This window comes from Halomonas cerina (assembly GCF_014192215.1).
Classification (GTDB): Bacteria; Pseudomonadota; Gammaproteobacteria; order Pseudomonadales; family Halomonadaceae; genus Halomonas; species Halomonas cerina.
In genome coordinates this window covers 19,583-39,468 of the sequence record NZ_JACHXP010000019.1, presented here as the reverse complement: position 1 = coordinate 39,468, position 19,886 = coordinate 19,583, and the positions used below count along the sequence as shown (strand labels likewise).

Here is a 19,886-nt window from a genome sequence, read left to right as displayed (position 1 = left end):
AAGGACAACACCATGCCGATCAATCGCGACTTCCTGATCAACTGGGAGATGGAGCCGGTAGTTCAGCGCTACACGGACAAGGACACCATGCTGTTTGCCCTGAGCCTGGGGCTGGGCATGGATCCCGAGGATCCCAAACAGCTCCAGTACGTCTATGAAGAGGGACTCAAGGCCTTCCCCACCATGCCAGTGGTGCTCTGCTCGCCCCAGGGCTGGGCGGTGCATCCCGAGGCAGGCCTCAACTACCGGATGATGGTCCACAGCGAGCAGCGCCTGAAGATCCACCAGCCGCTGCCCCCCACCGGCACCCTGCGTGCGGTGACCCAGGTCGATGAGGTCATCGACAAGGGCGAAGGGCGTGGTGCCCTTTTGTACCTCAGCCGCGATATCCACGACGACGAAAGCGGCGAACTGCTGGCCACGGTCAGTGGCACCGCCTTTGCCCGGGCCGATGGCGGCTTCGGTGGCCCAAGTGGCCCGATGATCGAGCCCCACCCGCTGCCGGAAGGCGCCGCGGAATATCGTCTGGAAGCCACCACCTCGCCGCAGATGGCGCTGCTGTATCGCCTCAATGGGGATCGCAACCCCATCCACGCCTCACCGGAAATCGCCCGCAGCGCCAAGTTTCCGCGCCCGATCCTGCACGGTCTGGCCACCTATGGAGTCGCCGCCAACCTACTGATCAACGAGTTTGCCGATGGGAATCCGGCCCGGCTCAAGGAGTATAACGCGCGCTTCTCGGCCCCCTTCTTCCCCGGCGAGACGCTGACCGTCGAAGCCTGGAAACAGGATAATGAAATCTCCTTTCGCGCCTTCGTCGCCGAGCGCGATGCGGTGGTTCTCAACAACGGCTATGCGGTGGTGACATCATGAGTCTCAAGGGCAAGGCATACCTCGTCGGGGCCTATGAACACCCGACCCGTCGCGCCGACGATATTTCGGTAGCGCGTCTCCACTCCGAAGTGGCCAAGGGCGCCCTGGAGGATGCAGGTCTGAGCAAGTCGGATATCGACGGCTACTTCTGTGCCGGAGACGCGCCGGGGCTCGGTGCCACCAGCATGGTCGAGTACCTGGGCCTGAACGTGCGGCACGTGGACACTACCGAGTGCGGTGGCTCGGCACCCATCCTGCATGTGGCCCACGCCGCCGAAGCCATTGCCGCGGGGCGCTGCAATATCGCCCTGGTGACCCTGGCCGGTCGCCCGCGGGCCGCCGGTGCCTCCCTGGCGCTCAAGGCCCCCGATCCGGATGCCCCGGACCTGCCCTTCGAGCTGCCCTTCGGGCCGGCGACCCAGAACCTCTATGCCATGGTGGCACGCCGCCATATGCATGAGTTCGGCACCACCAGTGAGCAACTGGCCTGTATCAAGGTGGCGGCCTCCCAGCATGCTCAGCATAACCCCCATGCCATGCTGCAGAAGCCGGTGACCGTGGAGGAGGTGGTCAACTCGCCGATGATCTCCGATCCATTGCATCGCCTGGATTGCTGCGTGATGAGCGATGGCGGCGGGGCCGTGATCGTGGCGCGCCCCGAGATCGCCGCTCAGCTCAATCGCCCCAAGGTGAAGCTCCTTGGTGCCGGCGAGGCCCAGAAGGATGGCCAGGCCGGGCAGATCGACCTGACCTACTCAGCAGCTGTCTGGTCTGGGCCGGCGGCCTTCGAGATGGCCGGTGTCTCGCCCGCGGATATCAAATATGCCTCCCTCTACGACAGCTTCACCATCACCGTGCTGATGCAGCTCGAGGACCTGGGCTTCTGCCGGAAGGGAGAGGGCGGTCGCTTCGTGGCCGACGGCAACCTGATCGCCGGCCATGGCACGCTGCCCTTCAATACCGATGGCGGTGGCCTGTGCAACAACCATCCGGCCAACCGTGGCGGCATGACCAAGGTCATCGAGGCCGTTCGTCAACTGCGTGGGGAAGCCGCACCGGCCGTTCAGGTACCCGGTTGTGACCTGGCCATTGCCAGCGGTATCGGCGGGGCGCTGGCCTCCCGCCACACCGCCGGCACCATCATCCTGGGGAGGGAGTGACATGGCAGACGTCAAGCAAGCAAGACCCGAACCGCGTTCGCCGCAGATGGACGTGGAGGCCTTCTGGGCCGCCACCGAGCGTGAGGAGCTGTTGATCAAGGAGTGTCGGGACTGCGGCGAGCCACACTTCTATCCACGCATGGTCTGCCCGCACTGTTTGAGCGACCGCGTCGAATGGAAGGCGGTCAGCGGACGCGGGGAGGTCTACTCCTACAGCACTCTAATGCGCAAGGGTGAGCCTGGCCACACCATCGCCTTCGTGCGCCTGGAGGAGGGCGTGACCCTGATGAGCAACATCGTCGATGCCGATCCGCAGCGCCTGTCCATCGGCCAGCCGGTCCGCGCCGTCTTCCGTCGACTCAAAGAAGATGGGCCCACGCTGCCGCTGTTCATCCCGGCGTGATAGCAGCGGCATCAACTTCGTGACCCTACGTGGAGCCATGACATGCTGAACACCAACAATCATAGCGGCCCTCTCTCGCGCTTCACCGTGATTGATGCCAGCCGCGTACGGGCGGGCCCCACCGCCATTCGTCTTTTCGCCGACATGGGAGCCCGGGTGATCAAGGTCGAGATCCCGGCCGGGGCGCCCGGCGGCGACGACATGATCGGTGCACGGGACCATGACCGGGCGGATTTCGAGAACCTGCATCGTAACAAGGAGAGCCTGACCCTCAACCTCAAGACCGAGGAGGGCAAGGCAATCTTCAATGATTTGATCCGCGAGGCGGATGTGTTCATCGAGAACTACCGTCCCGACGTCAAGTACAAGCTGGGCATCGACTACGAGGCGCTGAAGGCGATCAATCCCCGCCTGGTCTACGCCAGCATTTCCGGCTTCGGCCAGGACGGCCCCTATAGCAAGCGGCCGGGTTTCGACTCCATCGCCCAGGGGATGGGCGGCCTGATGTCAATCACCGGCGAACCGGGCCGCGGCCCCATGCGCGTCGGCATTCCGCTGGCCGACCTCGCCGCCGGCCACTTCTGTGCCCAGGGCATCCTGGTGGCACTGCTCGAGCGAGAGGTGTCCGGGGAAGGTCAGTGGGTGCACACCAACCTGCTGGAGTCCCAGATCGCCATGCTCGACTTCCAGGCGGCCAAGTGGCTGATCGATGGCCACGTCTCCGGCCAGAACGGTAACGAACACCCCATCACCGTGCCCACCGGGGTTTATGCCACCCGTGACGGCTACCTGAACCTCGCCGCCATCGGCCAGACCATGTGGATCCGCCTGTGCAATGTGCTGGGGGTGCCGGAACTGGTCGAGGAGCCGGGGCTCGAGACCGACGCCATGCGGGTCAAGAACCGTGACCGGGTCAACGAGGCGATCGGCGAGCTGTTCCGTCAGCGCACCACCGCCGAGTGGATCGATGCCCTCAATGAGGCGGGCGTGCCCTGCGGCCCCATCTACACCATCGACAGGATGTTCGAGGACGAGCAGGTCCAGCACCTGGATGTGACCTGGGATATCGTCCACCCCGAGCGCGGCACCCTGGAGGTCGTCAACTCGCCCATCCGGATGTCCCGCTTCCCGCGTCCGGAGCAGGCCAGGCCGGCCCCCGAGAAGGGGGAGCATACGGACCGAATTCTGGCGGAGCTGGGCCTCTCTCCCGCACGGATCAATGAGCTGAAGCAGCGACACGTCGTCTAGGCGGCAGGGTGTCCATATCAACAACTGACAGGAGTAACGCCCATGGCAACCCTAACGGCCGCCTTCGGCACCTCGCACAGCATCATGCTGACATCGCGCAAGAAAGACTGGCAGTACGGCTTCAAGGAGGTGGATCCAAAAAATCCCCACTACTTCGATCGCGAGGGCAACCATCGCACCTATGACGAGCTGCTCGCGGTAGCGCCGATAGACGCCGAGGCCATGGTAACCCCCGAGCGGATGGCCGAGCGCTTCGACGCCGCCGATGCGGCGATGAACGAACTCAGGGACAGGATCGCCGCGGCCGACCTGGATGTACTGCTGGTGGCCGGTGACGATCAGACCGAGCTGTTCCGACTCAGCAACATGCCGGCCATCGCCATCTACTATGGCGAGACGATTCGCAACGCCAAGCGCGAAGACCTGAACGAAGAGGACAGCTGGTATCGCCATGCTCGTGCCCAGCGCCAGGAGCCCGACGGGGATGTGCATTACCCGGTGGACAGCGAGTTGGCCGAATGGCTGATCCGCCGGCTTTCCGACCGTGAGTTCGATATCACTGCCATGGCGGGGCTGGAGGAGGGGCAGTTCGAGGGCCACGCCTTCTCCTTCCCCCATCGGCGCTACCTCTCCCATGCCCGATTGCCCATCGTGCCGATCATGGTCAATACCTTCGATCCGCCCAACCAGCCCACGGCGAAGCGTTGTGTGGCCTTGGGCCGCGCCCTGCGCGAGCTGGTCAAGGAGTATCCCAAGGATCTGCGGGTCGGCATCATGGCCTCCGGTGGCCTGTCGCACTTCGTGGTCGACGAGGCGTTCGACCATCGGCTGATCGAGGCCTTCCGCAACAGCGATCTGGACTACCTGGCCTCGATCGACCCCAAGCGCCTCAAGGCCGGTAGCTCCGAGATCCGTAACTGGATCGTGGTGGCCGCGGCGACCACCGACCTGGAACTGGACTGGGCGGAATATGTGCCTGGCTATCGCACCCCGGCACTAACGGGAACGGGGTTGTGCTTCGCCAGTTGGAAACCCAGCAGATAAATATAAGGCAGGCTGATATGAAAGATAGCTACCTAGTACGACTGCGACGCCTGGATTGCTGTGCGTTATCCGATGCTCTGGACAAGCTGGAACTGCCGGGCGCGGTGACGGACTTGCACCAGTTCTCCGGTAGCAGGCGCATTGCCGGGCGCGCTATCACCGTCAAGCTGGATGCCATCGAGGCGTCGCAGGACAGGCCGCCGCAGGGGCCGCCCCGTCACTTGGGTTGCACCGCCATCGAGGCGGGAGACAGCGACAACGTGATCATCGTCGAGCAGCGGACCGGCCGCGATGCCGGCAGCTGGGGCGGGCTGCTGGCCCTGGGGGCCACGGTGCGTGGCATCGGCGGTGTAGTGGCCGACGGTCCGGTACGTGACATCGACGAGGCGCGCGAGATGGGCTTCCCCGTCTTCGCCCGGACACTGACTTCACGCACGGCCCGGGGCCGGGTCGTCGAGGTGGGCACCAATGTGCCGATCCGGGTCGGGGCGGTCCAGGTGGAGGCGGGCGACTATGTTGCTGCGGATAACAGCGCGGTGATCCTGATTTCCGCCCGCCATATCGAGGACGTCCTCGACACCGCCGAGATGATCGTGCGCAAGGAGGCGGCGATGGCCAAGGCGATTCTTGCCGGTCAGGCCATCGGTGACGTCATGGGCGGCAACTACGAACACATGCTGGAGAACGACCGATGAGCAGCGAACACAATGACAACAATGTGGTACGTGCGGCGAAGCTGGATACGGCGACCCTGAGCGATGCGCTGGATAAGCATGGCATCGATGGGCAATGCTATCGCATCGCCCCGCGCGACGACGCCTTCCGCCTGGCCGGCCGCGCCTATACCCTCAAGTACGGTCCGGCCAGTCATCCTCCCGGCACCGTGGGGGACTACATCGACGACGTGCCGCCGGGCAGCGTGCTGGTGCTGGACAACCAGGGGCGCGATGACGCCACCGTCTGGGGCGATATCCTCACCGAGATCGCCCACCGCCGTGGCATCGCCGGCACCGTCATCGACGGCGTCTGCCGCGACGTAGCCCTGTGCCGCGAGCTTGGCTATCCCGTCTATGCGCGCGGCCACTGGATGCGCACCGGCAAGGACCGGGTCCAGGTCGAGGCCACCAATGTGCCGGTCAACATCGGCAAGGCGCGCGTGGCACCCGGTGATCTTCTGCGAGGTGACGCCGATGGCGTGGTGGTGATCCCTCAGGAGCATGAAGAGGCCGTGCTGGCCACCGCCGAGGCCATCGAAGCGGCCGAGAACGGCATTCGTGAAGCGGCACGCAGCGGCATGCGCCTCGACGAGGCCCGTGCCCAGTTCCGCTATCATCAGCTGCAAACTGCTGAGCAGTGAGGAGGCTCGCCATGGCTATCAGTGACGACATGCTGCATCGGACCTCTGCGCTGCCCACCGCAACCCTGCATGAGGCCTTCGGCAAGCGCGGCAACCTGCCGTCCGCCATCAAACCGGTGTCCCCGGACTTCAAGGTCTGTGGGCGCGCGGTTACGGTGCACGGTCCCGGCGGCGACAATGTGTGGCTTCACCGGGCCATCTACGAGGCCCGGCCAGGCGATGTGCTGGTAGTCTCTACCAATAGCACCTTCGAGCACGGCTACTGGGGCGAGATCATGTCCACCGCGGCGCTGGCGCGAGGGCTGGCGGGGGTGGTCATCGATGGGGGAGCCCGTGACGGCAAGCTGCTCGCCGAGTTCGGCTTTCCGGTGTTCTCCCGGGGACTGTGCATCAAGGGCACCGGCAAGGATCTCGAGGCCGTGGCCTGGATCAACCAGCCGGTGATGATCGGCGAGGTGGTAGTCGCTGCCGGCGACCTGATCGTGGGCGATGGCGATGGGGTCGTGGCCATCCCGGCCGCCCGGGTAGCCGATGTCCTCGCTGCCGCCGAACGCCGCGAGGCCGACGAGGCGGCCATCATCGAGCGCCTGCGGGGGGGAGAGACCACCCTGGCGGTCTACGGCTGGGAGTGAACCATGAGCGGAACCTTACCGTCCCTGACCGTCGACGGCAGTGTGGCGACCCTGCAGCTGGAGCGACCGGAGCAGGCCAATCGCCTGGGCGATGCCGACCTGGCCTGTCTGTTGGAGCACTTCCAGCGCATCGAGGCGGATCCGGCGATTCGCGTGGTGGTCCTGCGTGCCCGCGGCAAGCACTTCTGTGCCGGTTACCACCTCGGCGACTTGGAGTCGGGGGCCGGCGGCGATGCCTTCGAGGCGGTCGCGCAGGCCCTCGAGGCGTTGCGTCCGGTGACCATCGCCGCGGTGCAGGGCGGGGCCTACGGCGGGGCCTCCGACCTGCTGCTGGCCTGTGACTTTCGGGTAGGGGGTCCGGCCGCCGAGGTGATGATGCCGGCGGCGCGCTTCGGGTTGCATCTCTATGGCAGCCTGCTGGAGCGTTACGTATCGCGCCTGGGACTGAACGTGGCCAAGCGGCTGATCCTGGTGGGGGACAGGCTTGCCTCCCGGGAGATGTTCGAGGTCGGCTTTCTCACCCATCGGGTCGAGGATGCGACGGCGTTGGAGGCCGAGGTGCGGGCACTGAGTGAGCGGGTTGCCGGCATGGCGCCACTGGCGGTGGGCGCCATGAAACGCCACCTCAACGCCATTGCCCGTGATGCCCTGGATCGCCGGGCACTCGCCGAGGACATTCGACACTGTGCCGACTCCGCCGACCTGGCTGAAGGGCTGCAGGCCCTGAAGGAACGGCGTCGCGCGGTCTTTCGGGGACGCTGAGCGCCGCCGGCCGATTCTCCGCATGAAGACCTCGACCTTGGCACGATGCGTCGATCGATGGTTTGATGGTTGCATAAGCAACCATTGGGCCGGGCGATCCTGCCAACGAGAGATGACCACCAAAGGGGAGACTAAAGTCGTATCAGGAAGAGGTGGAATTTCCCATGAATGTAAGTAAGACTTATATAAAGGTTGCTGACAAATGGGCGGCCTCCCCATCAGCCAGACCGCACCCGGCAACCAGAGTCGACAACAAGTACAAGGAGTATCGAGCGCCATGCAATTCAAGACTCGTAATCTGATCGCTGCCAGTGTCATGGCCATGGGCCTACCGCTCGCGGCCGTGGCGGAGCCGGAACTGCCGCGTGTGTCGATGTGGACCGCCTATGGCACGGGCTCTACCTACTACATCCAGGCCTCCGCGCTGGGCGGACTGTTGAAGGAGCATGCCGGCAGCAACATCCGGATCATTCCCGGGCGTAATGACATCGCGCGCATGACGCCGCTCAAGAGCGGCCAGGCCGACTATACCATGAGCGGGATCGCCACCTACTTCGCCCAGGAAGGGGTGATGCTGTTCAATGATCGGCAGTGGGGGCCGCAGCCCCTGCGCGTGGTCTCCGCCAACTTCGGTAATCAGGCCATCGGCCTGGCCGCCGCCGGCGATGCCGGCATCGAGACGGCGTCTGATCTCGAGGGCAAGAAGATTGTCTATGTGTTGGGCGGCGATGCCATGAACATGACCACCGCTGCGGTGCTCGCCTATGGGGGGTTGACCTGGGATGACGTGCGCAAGGTGAGGGTCGGCAGCCCCATCGAGGCCATCGATGCGGTGCTGGACGGCACCGCGGACGCCATGCCGGGATCGACCGGCAATCCGCTGATCGAGCGCCTGACCACCAGTCCCCGCGGCCATGCCTGGGTGCAGTTACCCAACCAGACCTCCGAGCAGCAAGAGAAATGGGAGCGGGTCCAGCAGGCGGTGCCCTACTACCAGCCGATCACCGCGATCGAGGGCAATGCCGTCTCCGAGGAAACGCCCTGGTACAGCGGGGGTTATGCCCTGCCGATCATGGCCACGATGGCAAACCAGGAGGCCGATGAGGTCTATGCGCTGGTCGAGTTCCTCAACGAGCACTACGACCAACTGAACCGTCAGGCCCCGGCAGCGGAAGGCTGGAATCTCGAGAGCCAGGACTTCACCTGGATCATGCCCTATCACGAGGGGGCGATCCGCTACTTCAAGGAACAGGGGAGCTGGACGAAAGAGCACCAGCAGCACAACGATGCGCTGATCGAGCGGCAGAAGGTGCTCATGGACGCCTGGGAGGCGTACTTGGCCGAGGGAGGGGCCGACGATTTCGAGCCCGAGGCCTGGAGCGAACGGCGCGTGGCGGCACTGGAGGAGGCTGGCTTCGAGCCAGGCCTGCGGTAACCGCCCGGTCATCTCTATCGGCCCGGCGTAGCGCCGGGCCGGTATATCCTTCAGCCTGCCCAACAATGAGTGCATGACGATGACGGAGATTCAACCCACCCGTACACCTTTGGTACGCCGCGTGCTGATGCTGGTGGCCATCCTGGCGACCCTGACCTCCATCTACCAGATCTTCAATCTCGGTTTCTATGCCGGTTTCTCGATGTTCGGGGTGCAGTACATCTATCTGCTGTTGACGATGCTGTTGCCGGTCGTGTTCCTGGCCATTCCTGCCCGCCCTGGAGAGCGCACCGGGCGCGTACCCTGGTACGACTGGGGGCTGGCGGTGATGAGCCTAGGCTGCTGCGCTTTCTTTACTATCAACTCCATCCATGCAGTCAACCAGGGCTGGGAGTTCGCCGCACCCGAACATGTGGTGTGGATGAGCTACCTGATGTGGGCCCTGACGCTGGAGGCCACCCGCCGTTGTGGTGGCTGGGCGATCTTCGTCGTGGTGCTGTTGATGTCGGCCTTTCCTCTGTATGCGAGCATTTTGCCCGACAGCATGGCAGCGGTGTCCACACCGATCAATTATGTGGCGATCTACCATGCACTGAGCGCCGAGAGCATCCTGGGGATTCCCGCCCAGGCGTTCGGCAAGCTGGTAATCGGTTTCTTGCTGTTCGGGACTGCTCTGCAGCGTACCGGCGGCGGCAAGTTCTTCATCGATCTGGCCTTCTCTCTGCTTGGCAAGGTGCGGGGTGGTCCCGCCAAGGTGTCGATCTTCTCCAGCGGTCTGATGGGCTCCATGTCGGGCAGTGTGATCACCAATGTGCTGTCGACCGGGCCATTGTCCATTCCGGCCATGCGCAAGGTGGGGTTTACCAAGACCTATGCGGCGGGCGTCGAGACCTGCGCCTCCACCGGTGGGGTGCTGATGCCGCCGGTGATGGGGGCGGCGGCCTTCATCATGGCCACTTTCCTGGAGATTCCGTATGGACAGATTGCCCTGGCGGCGGCGATTCCCTCGGTGCTCTATTTCTTCGGGTTGTTCGTCCAGATCGACTTCTATGCGGCTCGCAACCAGCTGAAAGGCCTCGAGGAGGCGGAACTGCCCGGTTTCGTGGAAACCTTCAAGGCAGGCTGGCACTACCTCTTCGTGTTCGCCCTGCTGGTGTTCATGTTGCTGTACCTGAATCGCGAGGCCGCGGCGCCCTTCTATGCGACCGCCTTGCTGATTGCCCTGAACCAGATTCGGGCCCACAGTCGCTGGAACCTTGCCGACCTGAAGGACTTCGTCGAGATCAGTGGGCTGCGACTCGCCGAACTGCTGGGGCTGATGGCCGGCATCGGCATGATCATGGGCGGGCTCGCCATCACTGGCCTGTCGGGCACCATCGCCACGGATCTGCTCTACATGGCCGGTGGCGATCCGCTCGTGCTGCTGCTCATGGGGGCCCTGACCAGCTTCATCCTGGGTATCGGCATGCCGATTACCGCGGCCTATATCTTCCTGGCTATCGCCCTCGCACCTGCCCTGGTCGACGCCGGGCTCAGCCCGCTGCCCGTGCACATGTTCATCCTCTACTGGGGCATGCTGAGCTTTATCACGCCGCCTGTCGCGGTAGGCGCCTTCACCGCCGCCAAGGTCGCCGGCAGCCAGCCCATGAAGACTGGCTTCATGTCGATGCACCTCGGCAGCATCATTTATTTCATTCCGTTCTTCTTCGTACTGGAGCCCGCCCTGCTGCTGCAAGGCAGCGGCCTAGAGATCTTCAAGGCGGTGCTCTCCGCGCTGATCGGCATCTTCCTGGTGGCTGGCGGCCTGCAGGGCTACCTGCCGAAATTGGGCAGCCTCTCCCGTTCCGGCATCTTGCAGTGGCCGGTACGTACGCTATTCATCCTCGGCGGCCTGCTGATCGCCATGCCTCACAACCCCTTGATCAAGATCAGTGAGGCCACCCTGCTGACAGGGGCCCTGGCATGTATCGTCGCGGCCACGCTACTCAGCCTGGTGCGTCGCCGTCCTTGTCCTGCGGCCGGCTAGGCCGCCGGTTCCCTACCCCAACGGTCGATGAGGCGAGCACTATGACCCTGGATCCCGGAAGATTGGCCCTGCTGGTGGCGGCCAACACGGCCTTGGCGCCGCTGGCGATCGACGCCTACCTGCCGGCGATGCCGGCCCTGGCCGAGGCGGTGGGGGCCAGCATCCATCGCACCGAACTGTCGATCAGTGTCTTCTTGGTGGGGTTTGCCCTGGGACAGCTGGTCTGCGGCCCGTTGTCGGATCGGCTGGGCCGCAAGCCGGTGCTGATGTCGGGACTGGCCATGTTCCTGGTCAGCAGCCTGTGGATCCTGCAGTCGAGCGGGCTGGAGGAACTGCTGGTATGGCGCTTCCTGCAGGCGCTGGGCGGGGGGGCCAGCGTGGTCAATTCCTCGGCCATCGTGCGCGACTGCTTCAGCGGCCGCGAGGCGGCGAAGGTGATGTCGACCATGGGCATGATCCTGATGCTGGCCCCGCTGGTGGCGCCGACCATCGGCAGTGTGCTGCTGTACCTGGCCGGCTGGCGGCTGATCTTCGTGTTCCTGGCGGTCTATGCGGCCTTTTTGCTTTGGCTGATGGGGCGTCGCTTGCCGGAAACCCGTGACCCGCGGCTGCCGGCGGCTTCGGGGCGGCAGGTCCTGGCCAACTATGCCAGTGTGTTCCGGCATCGGGAGGCCATGGGCTACATCTGTGCGGTGGCCATGTCCTTCTCGGGCCTGTTCGCCTTCGTCACCGCCTCGCCGTTTTTGTACCTGGAGCATTTTGCAGTGTCACCGGCGCTGTACCCGCTGCTGTTCGGGCTCAATGTGGTGGTGATCGCCTCCTCGAGCCGGTTGAATATCCATCTGCTGCGTCGGCGTACGCCGTTGCAGAACCTGCGTTTCGGCCTGGTGGTACAACTGATGGCCGCCGCCGGCCTGGTGCTGGTGACGCTGCTCGACCTGGCGTCGCTGATCACGGTGGTGCCCTTGATCATGCTGTTCACCGGCGTCATCGGCTTGATCACCCCCAACGCCATCGCGTCCGTGCTGGAACGCTTCAGTCACATGAGCGCCACGGCTGCGGCGCTGCTCGGTGCCATCAAGTTCAGCTGTGGCGCCTTGGCTGGCCTGCTGGTCAGCGTGTTCGAGATCCCCAGCGTCTGGCCCATGGCGCTAACCATGCTGGGGGTGGCGTGTATCGGCAACCTGGGACTACGGGTATTGACCGACCCGACGAGCGAGCAGCGGGGCCGCAGCGTGATGGGCGAGAGAAAGAGCTAGCCAGGTGGCGCCAGGCACCAAGCCTACGACTGGCCCGCGCCGAGCGAAGTCGGGAGAGAAAAGCAACGTCGAGGGGAATGGTCCCATGAGCATCCGATGACACGAATCACCAATGCTTGATGATCGGCAAGTTGGCGCCTGCTATTGATGGTATTTGGATATTGATCCAGTTAATGGGTGGCCAAGTTTGAGCTACCGAGGAGGAGCTTGTGCAACAGACAGAGTCTCTTTTGCAAGTCAGAGTGCAGTCGATTCGCTATGAGGCCGAAGGCATTCTGAGTTTCGAGTTGTGCCCAACGGCACCCTTGTATGAATTACCTGCGTTTACGGCGGGGTCGCATATCGATCTTCACTTGCCCAATGGCCTGATTCGAAGTTATTCCCTGCTCAATGATCAGGAAGAAGTGCACCGCTATGTAATCGGGGTCAACAATGATCCCGCCAGTCGTGGCGGCTCCCGTTATATGCACCACAGCGTGCGACCCGGCGATATCCTGACCATTGGTACACCGCGCAACAATTTCGTACTCGACGAGGACGTGGGGCACACGGTGCTGATCGCCGGTGGCATTGGTATCACTCCGCTGTACGGCATGATTCAGCGGCTCGATAGACTGGGGCGCTCCTGGCAACTGTTCTATGCTTCGCGAGCCCGCAAGAATGCGGCCTTCCTTGCGCCGTTGCATAAGCTCGCCGGCGATCATCCCGGGCGCCTCAACCTGAACTTCGATCAGGAAACCGGCGGTGCCCTCCTGGATCTCCCCGCCATCATCGAGTCCGCACCAACCGGGACCCACTTCTATTGCTGTGGACCGTTGCCCATGCTGGACGCCTTCGAGACTGCGGCCAGGCACCAGCCTCCCGAACGCGTGCATGTGGAATACTTTGCCGCCAGAGAAGGGGCCGATACTTCGGGGGGCTTTACCGTTGAATTGGCCCAGTCCGGAACGCAGTTGTTCATCCCCCAGGGAAAGACCATTCTCGATGCCCTGCTCGAGGAAGGTTATCAGCCGCTTTATTCCTGTCAGGAGGGAATTTGTGGCACCTGTGAAGTGAAGGTGCTAGAAGGCGAGCCCGATCATCGGGATCTGGTGCTTTCTGCCCAGCAAAAGAAAAATAATAACTGCATGATGATTTGTTGTTCGGGATGCAAGGGAGAAAAACTGGTGCTTGATATGTAGTTTTCTTTTTGCTAGAAAGTAAGTGTGCCTTATATAAGATAGGCGTATCTAGGGCCATCCCTGTTCCACTTCATGTGTGGCGATATGCGATGTCCATAAATCCAATAAGTTCAAGGTGACATGATGGGTGATTACAACAACATCAAGCGGAGCATTGTCTTTTCTACCTCGTCCCTGGCGCTGGCGGTTTCCCTGGCGTCCCAGGCCTACGAGTTCGATGTGGGCGATACCACGGCCAGTATCTACGGTTACGTCAAGCTGGACATGATCTATGACGTGGACGCCGAACTGCCGCCCCTGGGCGTGAATGCCGCCATTCCGCTGGATAGTGATCCTCGTTCGGATGTTGAGGGGCATACCCAGTTGCATGCCAAGCAAAGCCGGATCGCCTTCGCCACATCGACGCCCACGAAACGTGGCGAGCTCAAGACCGTCATCGAAGGGGACTTCTTCGGCGGTGGCGGCGACCGGGAAGAGTTCCGGCTGCGTCACGCCTATGGAGAGTGGAACGGCATTACCGCTGGCCAGACCTTTACCAACTTCGGCTTCATCTACGCCATGAACCGCATCATCGACTTCAAGCCCCAGCCGGGCCTGCCGCAGGGCGCACGCCAGGGCCAACTGCGCTACACCACCGGGGGCTTCTCGGTGGCCCTGGAGGATCCCACCAATCTCGGTGGTTCAGTAGCGAGCGGCTTCACGCCGGGCGGGGGCTATGTTGCACATGCGGATAGCAAGGATACCCTGCCTGACCTGACCCTGCGCTACATGGGCGAGGCTGGCAGCCTCCGCTATGGTATCTCGGGTCTGCTGCGACAGCTGGAAGTCGATGATGGCACCGACAACGACAGCACGCTTGGTTGGGGGATCAACCTCGAAGCGGAGTACGCGGTCACACCGGCGCTGACATTGCGCGGCGGGGTGACCCACGGCGAGGGGATCGGTGGTTACATTGAAGAAGCGCCGGCCGCGCCGGCCTATGTCGATCCGGTCTCCGGTGATGTCGAGCCGATCACCCTGACCGGGGGGACGGTTGGCGTGCGGGTGGCTGCAGGCCCGGGCCATATCAACCTCGGCTACGGCTACGCCACCGCCGATCTCGATGATGCCATCCAGGCCGGGGTGGCGAACGCCGAGCTAGCCAACGAGACCTTCACCGACCTTCACCTGAACTACATCTGGTCACCAATACGCAACGTCTTCTACGGCATGGAGGTGAGCCACCAGACGCGCGAGATCGCCAATGGTGAGGAAGGTGACGCCGTGCGACTCCAGGGCATGGTGATGTACCGGTTCTGACCCGTTTCGATTTACTTGTGGTTCCATTGCTTTGCCTCGGCGTCCTGCCGAGGCTTTTTTGATGCATCAGGTATGACACCGATCCTAGAATGAGGTCTTGGCTGGCTCATTGCCCGATCGCTCTCGAGCAAGTCGACCAAGGCAATGTTTCGGTGCCTGAAGTGATTCACCCAGACCGAGGTGTCGACGAGTACGCTCATGACGCCGCAGGCTGCCCACGACGTCGGGGGATATCCTGCATGTCAGGTGCCGCACCGCCCAAGTTCGCCAGGCGCCGGCCCGCCTGCACCCGTACATAGGTCTTGATGGCCTCCCGGACGATATCGGCAGGCTTGTCCATTCCAGGCTCGGCGAGGCTCAACGCCTGTTCGTACAGGGCGTCATCAATGGTGATGGTGGTGCGCATGACGAAGACTCCACATCTGACTTGATGTCAGTGTGCATCAGTAGTGTCACCTCTGCGAGGCGCCTGTGATGACAGACGCGCCCTATGCTGCCCATCCATCATTCGCAAAAAAGTCGACGGCGACGGCCTGCGCCGTGGTCCGTCGACAATTCGGAAGGAACGATCGAAACGCAATAATGGGGTTAGAGTTTCTGCTCGAGCTCGGGCAGGATCTCGAACAGGTCACCCACGAGACTATAATCGGCGACCTGGAAGATCGGCGCCTCCTCGTCCTTGTTGATGGCGACGATCACCTTGGCATCCTTCATGCCCGCCAGGTGCTGGATGGCCCCGGAGATGCCCACGGCGATATAGAGGTCCGGGGCGACGATCTTGCCGGTCTGGCCCACCTGCATGTCGTTGGGCACGAAGCCCGCGTCCACCGCGGCGCGCGAGGCGCCGCCGATGAAAATGCCGTGGCGGTCCTCGGCAACTGATAGATGGTGTTTGGCGTGCTGGTCTTCGGCGGCCTGTTCTCGGGCTTTTCCACCGTCACTGAAGCCGGCGCTGTGGGCGCCGCCGGGGCCATCCTGATCGCCGCTCTGCTGCGTCGCTTCGACGGCAAGGCGTTGAAGATGGCATTGCTCGAGACCCTCTCCACCACCTCGGCACTGCTGATTATCAGCGTCGGCACCAGCATGTTCACGCTGTTTCTGACCAAGGGGTGACGCCCCTCCTGCCCAAGCCCCGTAGTCGATCAGTGAGGGGCCTGTTACGCGTTCTTGCTGACGCGTTAATGTAATATAATGCATTTTCGCAGCAAGCCTATGCTCCCTTCCTTTGCAGTGTCCTGTACGTCATGCCATTATTTTCGCGCCTTTTACGACCAAAGTCGGCTGTCATTCGTGAACGTTGGTGTACTATAGTGCAGATAATTGGCACGTCATGATTTTTAATGCAGTGCCGGGCGCCCATAGCTCGAGCGAACTATTCAAGCGCGAGGTGCATTGTGAACAAGGTATTAGATGTCGAGGCAGCAGTTGGCCTGATTCCGGACGATGCCACGGTCGCCTGGACCACCGCCGGGTTGGCCGGGTTTGCGGAGGACGTGGCGGCGGCCCTGGAGGCGCTCTTCCTGAAGACCGGAACGCCGCGCCACTTGACCGTGGCGCACAGCTGCGGCTGTGGAGATGTAAGTGCCAGGGCATGAACCATCTTGCCCACGCGGGCCTGGTCACCGGCTGCGCGGCCGGCGACTCCGCGGCGGCGCTGGTTGTTAAGGTGGGGTGAAGGCGGCATGAAGAGGGGACTCCGAGAGGATTCTCCAACGACCGGGAGGCCATCGTTCTCCCCATAAAACCACAAGAAGGAGACACAATAATGAAATCCTATAAGCTGCTTATCGGGGCCCTATGTCTTGGAAGCTGGTCATCCGCGGCCATGGCTCAGGATGTCACCTTGCGCTTTGCTCATTGGCTACCTGCCCAGCAAGCTTTGCCCTCTACCGGGTTCAAGGAGTGGACAGAGTCCATCCACGAGGCGTCCAGGGGCAGCATCCGTTTTCAGATGTTCCCTGCCCAGCAGCTTGGGAGTGCGGAAAACCATTACGACATGGCTGCTAACGGCATCGCCGACATCACCTGGACCAACCCCGGCTATACCGCTGGGCGCTTTCCGGTCTCGGACCTCTTGCAGTTGCCCTTCGTCATCGGCGACACCTTGAACGGGTCCGCGGCGGCGACGGAGTGGTACCAACAATATGCCGATCAGGAGATGTCTGAGGTTGTTATGTGCATGATTCATGGACACTATCCTGGAACACTGCATTCCAAAGAGGAGATACGACATCCGGATCAGATAAGTGGCATGTCGATCCGTCCAGCAACTTCGACCATCGCTCAGTTCGTTAGCGAGTTGGGAGGGGCTAGTGTCCAGGTCTCTGCCCCTGAAGCACGTGAGGCTCTGGCGCGGGGCACTGCCGATGCCATTTTCTTCCCTTCCGGGGCGCTTAATCTATTTGGTATCGACAAGACCACTCGCTATCATATTGATTATCCAGTGTATTCGTCTTGGCAAGCTATCTTGATTAATCGCAACACATATGAGCGACTGAATGATCAGCAGCAGGCGGTCATCGATGACCACTGTAACGGGGAGTGGGCCACACGTGTCTCCCGTGGCTGGGAGGAGGAAGAACTTGCGGGGTTAGAGAAGCTGCGCACCTCACCCGAGCACACCATGATTGAGCTGACCGATGAGGAACTGGCTGCCTGGCGAGAAGCTGCCATGCCACTGCTGGAGAATTGGGCCGAGCGTGTGCGTGATGCAGGATATGAACCCGAGAGCCTGGTGACCGATCTGCGGGAACGACTCGCCGCAGTGGACGCTATGGTTGAGGGCGCCTTGATTGAGTGATATGGCGACGTCCTGATGTCAGCCCCCTCCTTCTACTCTCTGTAAGAGAAAGGGGCTGATTCTCAATACCTCTCATAGGAGACCGGCGAGTGAAACTCGCGCCTCCTACGGTGGAGCATGTTATGACTCTAAATGCACGAGTCGAATTCCCTCTCGAAATAAGTGAGTTAGCCACTGGTAAGCACCGAAATTCTCCAATTGATGGCGGGGCTTTTGAATGGCCGATGCTTTCCAGTGAGGTGCTGGTTGGTGGTGAAGATTGGCAAATGATCCGTACCGATGGCTGCGCCGATATCATGGCCAGCTACACCTTCTCCACCCGCTCGGGCAGTTTGGTCGAAGTGGAGAGCGGTGGTGTAAGGAATGCGTTACCGCCTACCATGGAGCGACTGGTCCGCGGCGAGACGGTGGCCACCGATCAGTACTATTTCCGCAATTAACTTCGCTTCCAGACCGCCGATTCGGCTCTTGCTTGGCTGACCCGAGACCTCTTCATCGGCCGTGGTATCCGTGAGCCTGATCGGGTCTACACCCAGGTCTACCGTGTCGGCTAACCACAAGGATTTTTTCATGCCAATACAGTCTGTCATTACCGTGATTGCGTCACTGATCGAGCGCATCGCTAGTCTCAGCCTGTCGGTGATCACTCTGTTGATCTTCGTTGCCGCGCTGTCACGCTATCTGTTCGCTTCCTCGATTCCCGATGCCCATGCTATTGCCAGCCTGCTGCTCGGGATCGCCATCCTCTGGGGGTTGGGCTCTACCACTTGGCGCGACGACCATATTGCAGTGGACCTGGTCTGGCATCTCTGCCCCGCTTGGCTGCGCCGGGGAATGGACATTCTTGCCCACTTCCTAGTGACTGTCTTCGTGGTGGTGCTTGCCTGGGTGCTTTTTGGACGCGTGGAAACTATCCTGCACGCCGGCCAGACGACCTCCGACCTGCAACTGCCGCTGTGGCCCTTCTACGGCGCTGCCTGGCTGGGCATGGTATCGGCCAGTGTGCTGGCTGTGGTCCGGCTAGTGCTGCTGATGGTTGGGCCCGAGGGGCTGCCATCTGTCTCGATTATGGAAAGCGAGCCTGGGGAGCGTTGAGATGGACAACAATTTGATCACCCTGCTGGGGTTCGTTGGACTCTTCGGCATGATTGCCATGCGCGTGCCGGTTGGTATTGCAATGGGAATCGTCGGTGTGCTCGGTTTTGCCGCGTTGACTAGCTTCGATGTGGCATTGGGTATGTTAGCCACCTCGCCGCTGCACACCGTGACCAACTACAATTTGAGCTTGATTCCGATGTTCATCCTAATGGGGGTTTTCGCATCGGCAACCGGAATGAGTCGGGAGCTTTTTCGCGCAGGGCAGGCCTGGCTCGGCGGCTTTCGTGGAGGGGCCGCCATGTCAACCATGGCAGCTTGTGGAGGCTTTGCCGCGATCTGTGGCTCTTCGGTTGCAACTGCCGCGACCATGACGCGTGTCGCCTTGCCTGAAATGCGGCGTAGTGGCTATGCCGATAGCCTTTCCACCGGTCTGATCGCCTCCGGGGGTACTTTGGGGATCTTGATTCCTCCCTCCGTGGTATTGGTGCTCTACGGTTTTCTCACCGATCAGGACATCGGCAAGCTATTCGTGGCTGGGGTGATACCCGGACTACTCGCGATCTTGCTTTCGTTCGTGACCATTCAAGTATTGGGCATACTGCGGCCTGAGTCCATGCCCGAAGGAGCGCGTTATAGCTGGCGCGATAAGCTCGTATCGCTGAGAGGTATCTGGGCGGTTCTATTGCTGTTCATCGCCATTGTGGGCGGCATCTACCTTGGGGTAGTCACGCCGGTCGAAGCGGCTGCCTTAGGAGCCTTTTGTACCTTTCTTATCGGGGTGCTGCGCGGTCGCCTAACAGTGAGAATGACGGTCTCTTGTCTGATCGACGCTTTGCGCACTTCAGTGGCCATCTTCACTATCCTGATCGGGGCGATGCTGTTCAGCTACTTCTTGACTGTGACTCAGACACCCCAGTTGCTCACCGAATGGCTGACGTCCCTACCGGTTGGCAGATTTGGCGTCTTGTTAATCATCCTATGTCTATTCTTGGTGCTCGGCTGTGTGCTTGACCCCATGGCCATGATCATCCTGATGGTGCCGATCCTCTATCCAGTGATCACTAGCCTGGGCTTTGATCCTATCTGGTTCGGGATCATTGTGGTAGTGGCTGTGGAGCTGGGTATGATCACCCCTCCCATCGGCATTAACGTCTTCGTGATTCGCTCGGTGGCACCCGACGTACCGCTGGGCCGGATGTTCAAGGGGGTGATGCCATTTGTAGCCGCTGACACAGTGCGCCTAGCGCTGCTGGTACTCTTTCCCACCTTGGTGTTATTCCTACCGGGAAAGATGTAGTTGTTCTATTGA

20 protein-coding genes and 2 pseudogenes are annotated in these 19,886 nt (G+C 61.9%); 20 read left to right on the top strand and 2 right to left on the bottom strand.

Features of this window, described 5'->3' with window-relative positions; genetic code table 11:
• Positions 1–12: 12 nt before the first annotated feature.
• From FHR94_RS15950 to FHR94_RS15885, 14 genes are all read left to right on the top strand, one after another.
• Positions 13–873 carry a MaoC/PaaZ C-terminal domain-containing protein gene (locus tag FHR94_RS15950; protein WP_183327089.1) on the top strand — a complete coding sequence of 287 codons (861 nt, stop codon included), beginning with the start codon at positions 13–15 and terminating at the stop codon, positions 871–873.
• Positions 870–2,033 carry a thiolase domain-containing protein gene (locus tag FHR94_RS15945; protein WP_183327087.1) on the top strand — a complete coding sequence of 388 codons (1,164 nt, stop codon included), beginning with the start codon at positions 870–872 and terminating at the stop codon, positions 2,031–2,033. Before FHR94_RS15950 ends, FHR94_RS15945 begins: the two co-directional genes overlap by 4 nt.
• Position 2,034: 1 nt before the next feature.
• Positions 2,035–2,436, top strand: a complete 402-nt coding sequence (locus tag FHR94_RS15940) for a Zn-ribbon domain-containing OB-fold protein (RefSeq protein WP_183327085.1) — start codon at positions 2,035–2,037, stop codon at positions 2,434–2,436.
• A 42-nt stretch (positions 2,437–2,478) separates the two neighbouring features.
• The gene (locus FHR94_RS15935) at positions 2,479–3,684 is read left to right on the top strand and encodes a CaiB/BaiF CoA transferase family protein (RefSeq protein ID WP_183327083.1); all 1,206 of its coding nucleotides are present in this window, start codon (positions 2,479–2,481) and stop codon (positions 3,682–3,684) included.
• 42 nt (positions 3,685–3,726) lie between these two features.
• Positions 3,727–4,728: a DODA-type extradiol aromatic ring-opening family dioxygenase gene (locus tag FHR94_RS15930; protein ID WP_183327081.1), complete on the top strand. Its 1,002-nt coding sequence runs from the start codon at positions 3,727–3,729 to the stop codon at positions 4,726–4,728.
• A 17-nt stretch (positions 4,729–4,745) separates the two neighbouring features.
• On the top strand, positions 4,746–5,423 hold the full coding sequence (locus FHR94_RS15925; protein WP_183327080.1) for an RraA family protein: 678 nt from the start codon (positions 4,746–4,748) through the stop codon (positions 5,421–5,423).
• Positions 5,420–6,085 (top strand): RraA family protein, encoded by a 666-nt coding sequence (locus tag FHR94_RS15920; protein ID WP_183327078.1) that lies wholly within the window; start codon positions 5,420–5,422, stop codon positions 6,083–6,085. Before FHR94_RS15925 ends, FHR94_RS15920 begins: the two co-directional genes overlap by 4 nt.
• A gap of 11 nt (positions 6,086–6,096) precedes the next feature.
• A complete protein-coding gene (locus tag FHR94_RS15915) occupies positions 6,097–6,717 on the top strand; it encodes a 4-carboxy-4-hydroxy-2-oxoadipate aldolase/oxaloacetate decarboxylase (RefSeq protein WP_183327076.1) in 621 nt (206 codons plus the stop codon).
• 3 nt (positions 6,718–6,720) lie between these two features.
• Positions 6,721–7,479 (top strand): enoyl-CoA hydratase/isomerase family protein, encoded by a 759-nt coding sequence (locus tag FHR94_RS15910; RefSeq protein ID WP_183327074.1) that lies wholly within the window; start codon positions 6,721–6,723, stop codon positions 7,477–7,479.
• 277 nt (positions 7,480–7,756) lie between these two features.
• Positions 7,757–8,914: a TAXI family TRAP transporter solute-binding subunit gene (locus tag FHR94_RS15905; protein ID WP_183327072.1), complete on the top strand. Its 1,158-nt coding sequence runs from the start codon at positions 7,757–7,759 to the stop codon at positions 8,912–8,914.
• Between the two features lie 79 nt (positions 8,915–8,993).
• The gene (locus FHR94_RS15900) at positions 8,994–10,940 is read left to right on the top strand and encodes a TRAP transporter permease (RefSeq protein WP_183327070.1); all 1,947 of its coding nucleotides are present in this window, start codon (positions 8,994–8,996) and stop codon (positions 10,938–10,940) included.
• Positions 10,941–10,981: 41 nt separating this feature from the next.
• On the top strand, positions 10,982–12,199 hold the full coding sequence (locus FHR94_RS15895; protein WP_183327068.1) for a Bcr/CflA family multidrug efflux MFS transporter: 1,218 nt from the start codon (positions 10,982–10,984) through the stop codon (positions 12,197–12,199).
• Between the two features lie 209 nt (positions 12,200–12,408).
• Positions 12,409–13,380, top strand: a complete 972-nt coding sequence (locus FHR94_RS19710; protein WP_221188509.1) for a 2Fe-2S iron-sulfur cluster-binding protein — start codon at positions 12,409–12,411, stop codon at positions 13,378–13,380.
• Between the two features lie 123 nt (positions 13,381–13,503).
• Positions 13,504–14,679, top strand: a complete 1,176-nt coding sequence (locus tag FHR94_RS15885) for a DcaP family trimeric outer membrane transporter (protein ID WP_183327066.1) — start codon at positions 13,504–13,506, stop codon at positions 14,677–14,679.
• A gap of 196 nt (positions 14,680–14,875) precedes the next feature.
• On the opposite strand, the gene FHR94_RS15880 is transcribed toward FHR94_RS15885, so the two are convergent.
• Both FHR94_RS15880 and FHR94_RS15875 read right to left on the bottom strand, forming a co-directional pair.
• On the bottom strand, positions 14,876–15,085 hold the full coding sequence (locus FHR94_RS15880; RefSeq protein ID WP_183327064.1) for a type II toxin-antitoxin system VapB family antitoxin: 210 nt from the start codon (positions 15,083–15,085) through the stop codon (positions 14,876–14,878).
• A gap of 182 nt (positions 15,086–15,267) precedes the next feature.
• Positions 15,268–15,525 (bottom strand): annotated as a pseudogene (locus tag FHR94_RS15875) (FAD-binding protein); the annotation flags it as partial.
• Positions 15,526–15,564: 39 nt separating this feature from the next.
• On the opposite strand from FHR94_RS15875, the gene FHR94_RS15870 reads away from it, so the two are divergent.
• The 6 genes and pseudogenes from FHR94_RS15870 (at position 15,565) to FHR94_RS15840 (ending at position 19,874) form a co-directional block, all read left to right on the top strand.
• Positions 15,565–15,792: a TRAP transporter large permease subunit gene (locus tag FHR94_RS15870; RefSeq protein ID WP_246390001.1), complete on the top strand. Its 228-nt coding sequence runs from the start codon at positions 15,565–15,567 to the stop codon at positions 15,790–15,792.
• A gap of 281 nt (positions 15,793–16,073) precedes the next feature.
• A complete protein-coding gene (locus FHR94_RS15865) occupies positions 16,074–16,274 on the top strand; it encodes a hypothetical protein (protein ID WP_183327062.1) in 201 nt (66 codons plus the stop codon).
• 170 nt (positions 16,275–16,444) lie between these two features.
• Positions 16,445–17,479: a TRAP transporter substrate-binding protein gene (locus FHR94_RS15860; protein WP_183327060.1), complete on the top strand. Its 1,035-nt coding sequence runs from the start codon at positions 16,445–16,447 to the stop codon at positions 17,477–17,479.
• Between the two features lie 89 nt (positions 17,480–17,568).
• Positions 17,569–18,033: pseudogene (locus tag FHR94_RS15855) on the top strand (DUF3237 family protein).
• A gap of 16 nt (positions 18,034–18,049) precedes the next feature.
• Complete coding sequence (locus FHR94_RS15845; RefSeq protein WP_183327056.1) at positions 18,050–18,574, top strand: TRAP transporter small permease; 525 nt, start codon at positions 18,050–18,052, stop codon at positions 18,572–18,574.
• A gap of 1 nt (position 18,575) precedes the next feature.
• Entirely contained in the window at positions 18,576–19,874 is a 1,299-nt protein-coding gene (locus FHR94_RS15840; RefSeq protein WP_183327054.1) for a TRAP transporter large permease, read from the top strand.
• Positions 19,875–19,886 lie beyond the last annotated feature (12 nt).

What these genes read in the sequence shown, in the direction of transcription:
- FHR94_RS15950 (WP_183327089.1), top strand. Translation starts at nt 13, where the DNA reads ATGCCGATCAATCGCGACTTCCTGATCAACTGGGAGATGGAGCCGGTA.
- FHR94_RS15945 (WP_183327087.1), top strand. Translation starts at nt 870, where the DNA reads ATGAGTCTCAAGGGCAAGGCATACCTCGTCGGGGCCTATGAACACCCG.
- FHR94_RS15940 (WP_183327085.1), top strand. Translation starts at nt 2,035, where the DNA reads ATGGCAGACGTCAAGCAAGCAAGACCCGAACCGCGTTCGCCGCAGATG.
- FHR94_RS15935 (WP_183327083.1), top strand. Translation starts at nt 2,479, where the DNA reads ATGCTGAACACCAACAATCATAGCGGCCCTCTCTCGCGCTTCACCGTG.
- FHR94_RS15930 (WP_183327081.1), top strand. Translation starts at nt 3,727, where the DNA reads ATGGCAACCCTAACGGCCGCCTTCGGCACCTCGCACAGCATCATGCTG.
- FHR94_RS15925 (WP_183327080.1), top strand. Translation starts at nt 4,746, where the DNA reads ATGAAAGATAGCTACCTAGTACGACTGCGACGCCTGGATTGCTGTGCG.
- FHR94_RS15920 (WP_183327078.1), top strand. Translation starts at nt 5,420, where the DNA reads ATGAGCAGCGAACACAATGACAACAATGTGGTACGTGCGGCGAAGCTG.
- FHR94_RS15915 (WP_183327076.1), top strand. Translation starts at nt 6,097, where the DNA reads ATGGCTATCAGTGACGACATGCTGCATCGGACCTCTGCGCTGCCCACC.
- FHR94_RS15910 (WP_183327074.1), top strand. Translation starts at nt 6,721, where the DNA reads ATGAGCGGAACCTTACCGTCCCTGACCGTCGACGGCAGTGTGGCGACC.
- FHR94_RS15905 (WP_183327072.1), top strand. Translation starts at nt 7,757, where the DNA reads ATGCAATTCAAGACTCGTAATCTGATCGCTGCCAGTGTCATGGCCATG.
- FHR94_RS15900 (WP_183327070.1), top strand. Translation starts at nt 8,994, where the DNA reads ATGACGGAGATTCAACCCACCCGTACACCTTTGGTACGCCGCGTGCTG.
- FHR94_RS15895 (WP_183327068.1), top strand. Translation starts at nt 10,982, where the DNA reads ATGACCCTGGATCCCGGAAGATTGGCCCTGCTGGTGGCGGCCAACACG.
- FHR94_RS15885 (WP_183327066.1), top strand. Translation starts at nt 13,504, where the DNA reads ATGGGTGATTACAACAACATCAAGCGGAGCATTGTCTTTTCTACCTCG.
- FHR94_RS15880 (WP_183327064.1), bottom strand. Translation starts at nt 15,085, where the DNA reads ATGCGCACCACCATCACCATTGATGACGCCCTGTACGAACAGGCGTTG.
- FHR94_RS15870 (WP_246390001.1), top strand. Translation starts at nt 15,565, where the DNA reads ATGGTGTTTGGCGTGCTGGTCTTCGGCGGCCTGTTCTCGGGCTTTTCC.
- FHR94_RS15860 (WP_183327060.1), top strand. Translation starts at nt 16,445, where the DNA reads ATGAAATCCTATAAGCTGCTTATCGGGGCCCTATGTCTTGGAAGCTGG.
- FHR94_RS15845 (WP_183327056.1), top strand. Translation starts at nt 18,050, where the DNA reads ATGCCAATACAGTCTGTCATTACCGTGATTGCGTCACTGATCGAGCGC.
- FHR94_RS15840 (WP_183327054.1), top strand. Translation starts at nt 18,576, where the DNA reads ATGGACAACAATTTGATCACCCTGCTGGGGTTCGTTGGACTCTTCGGC.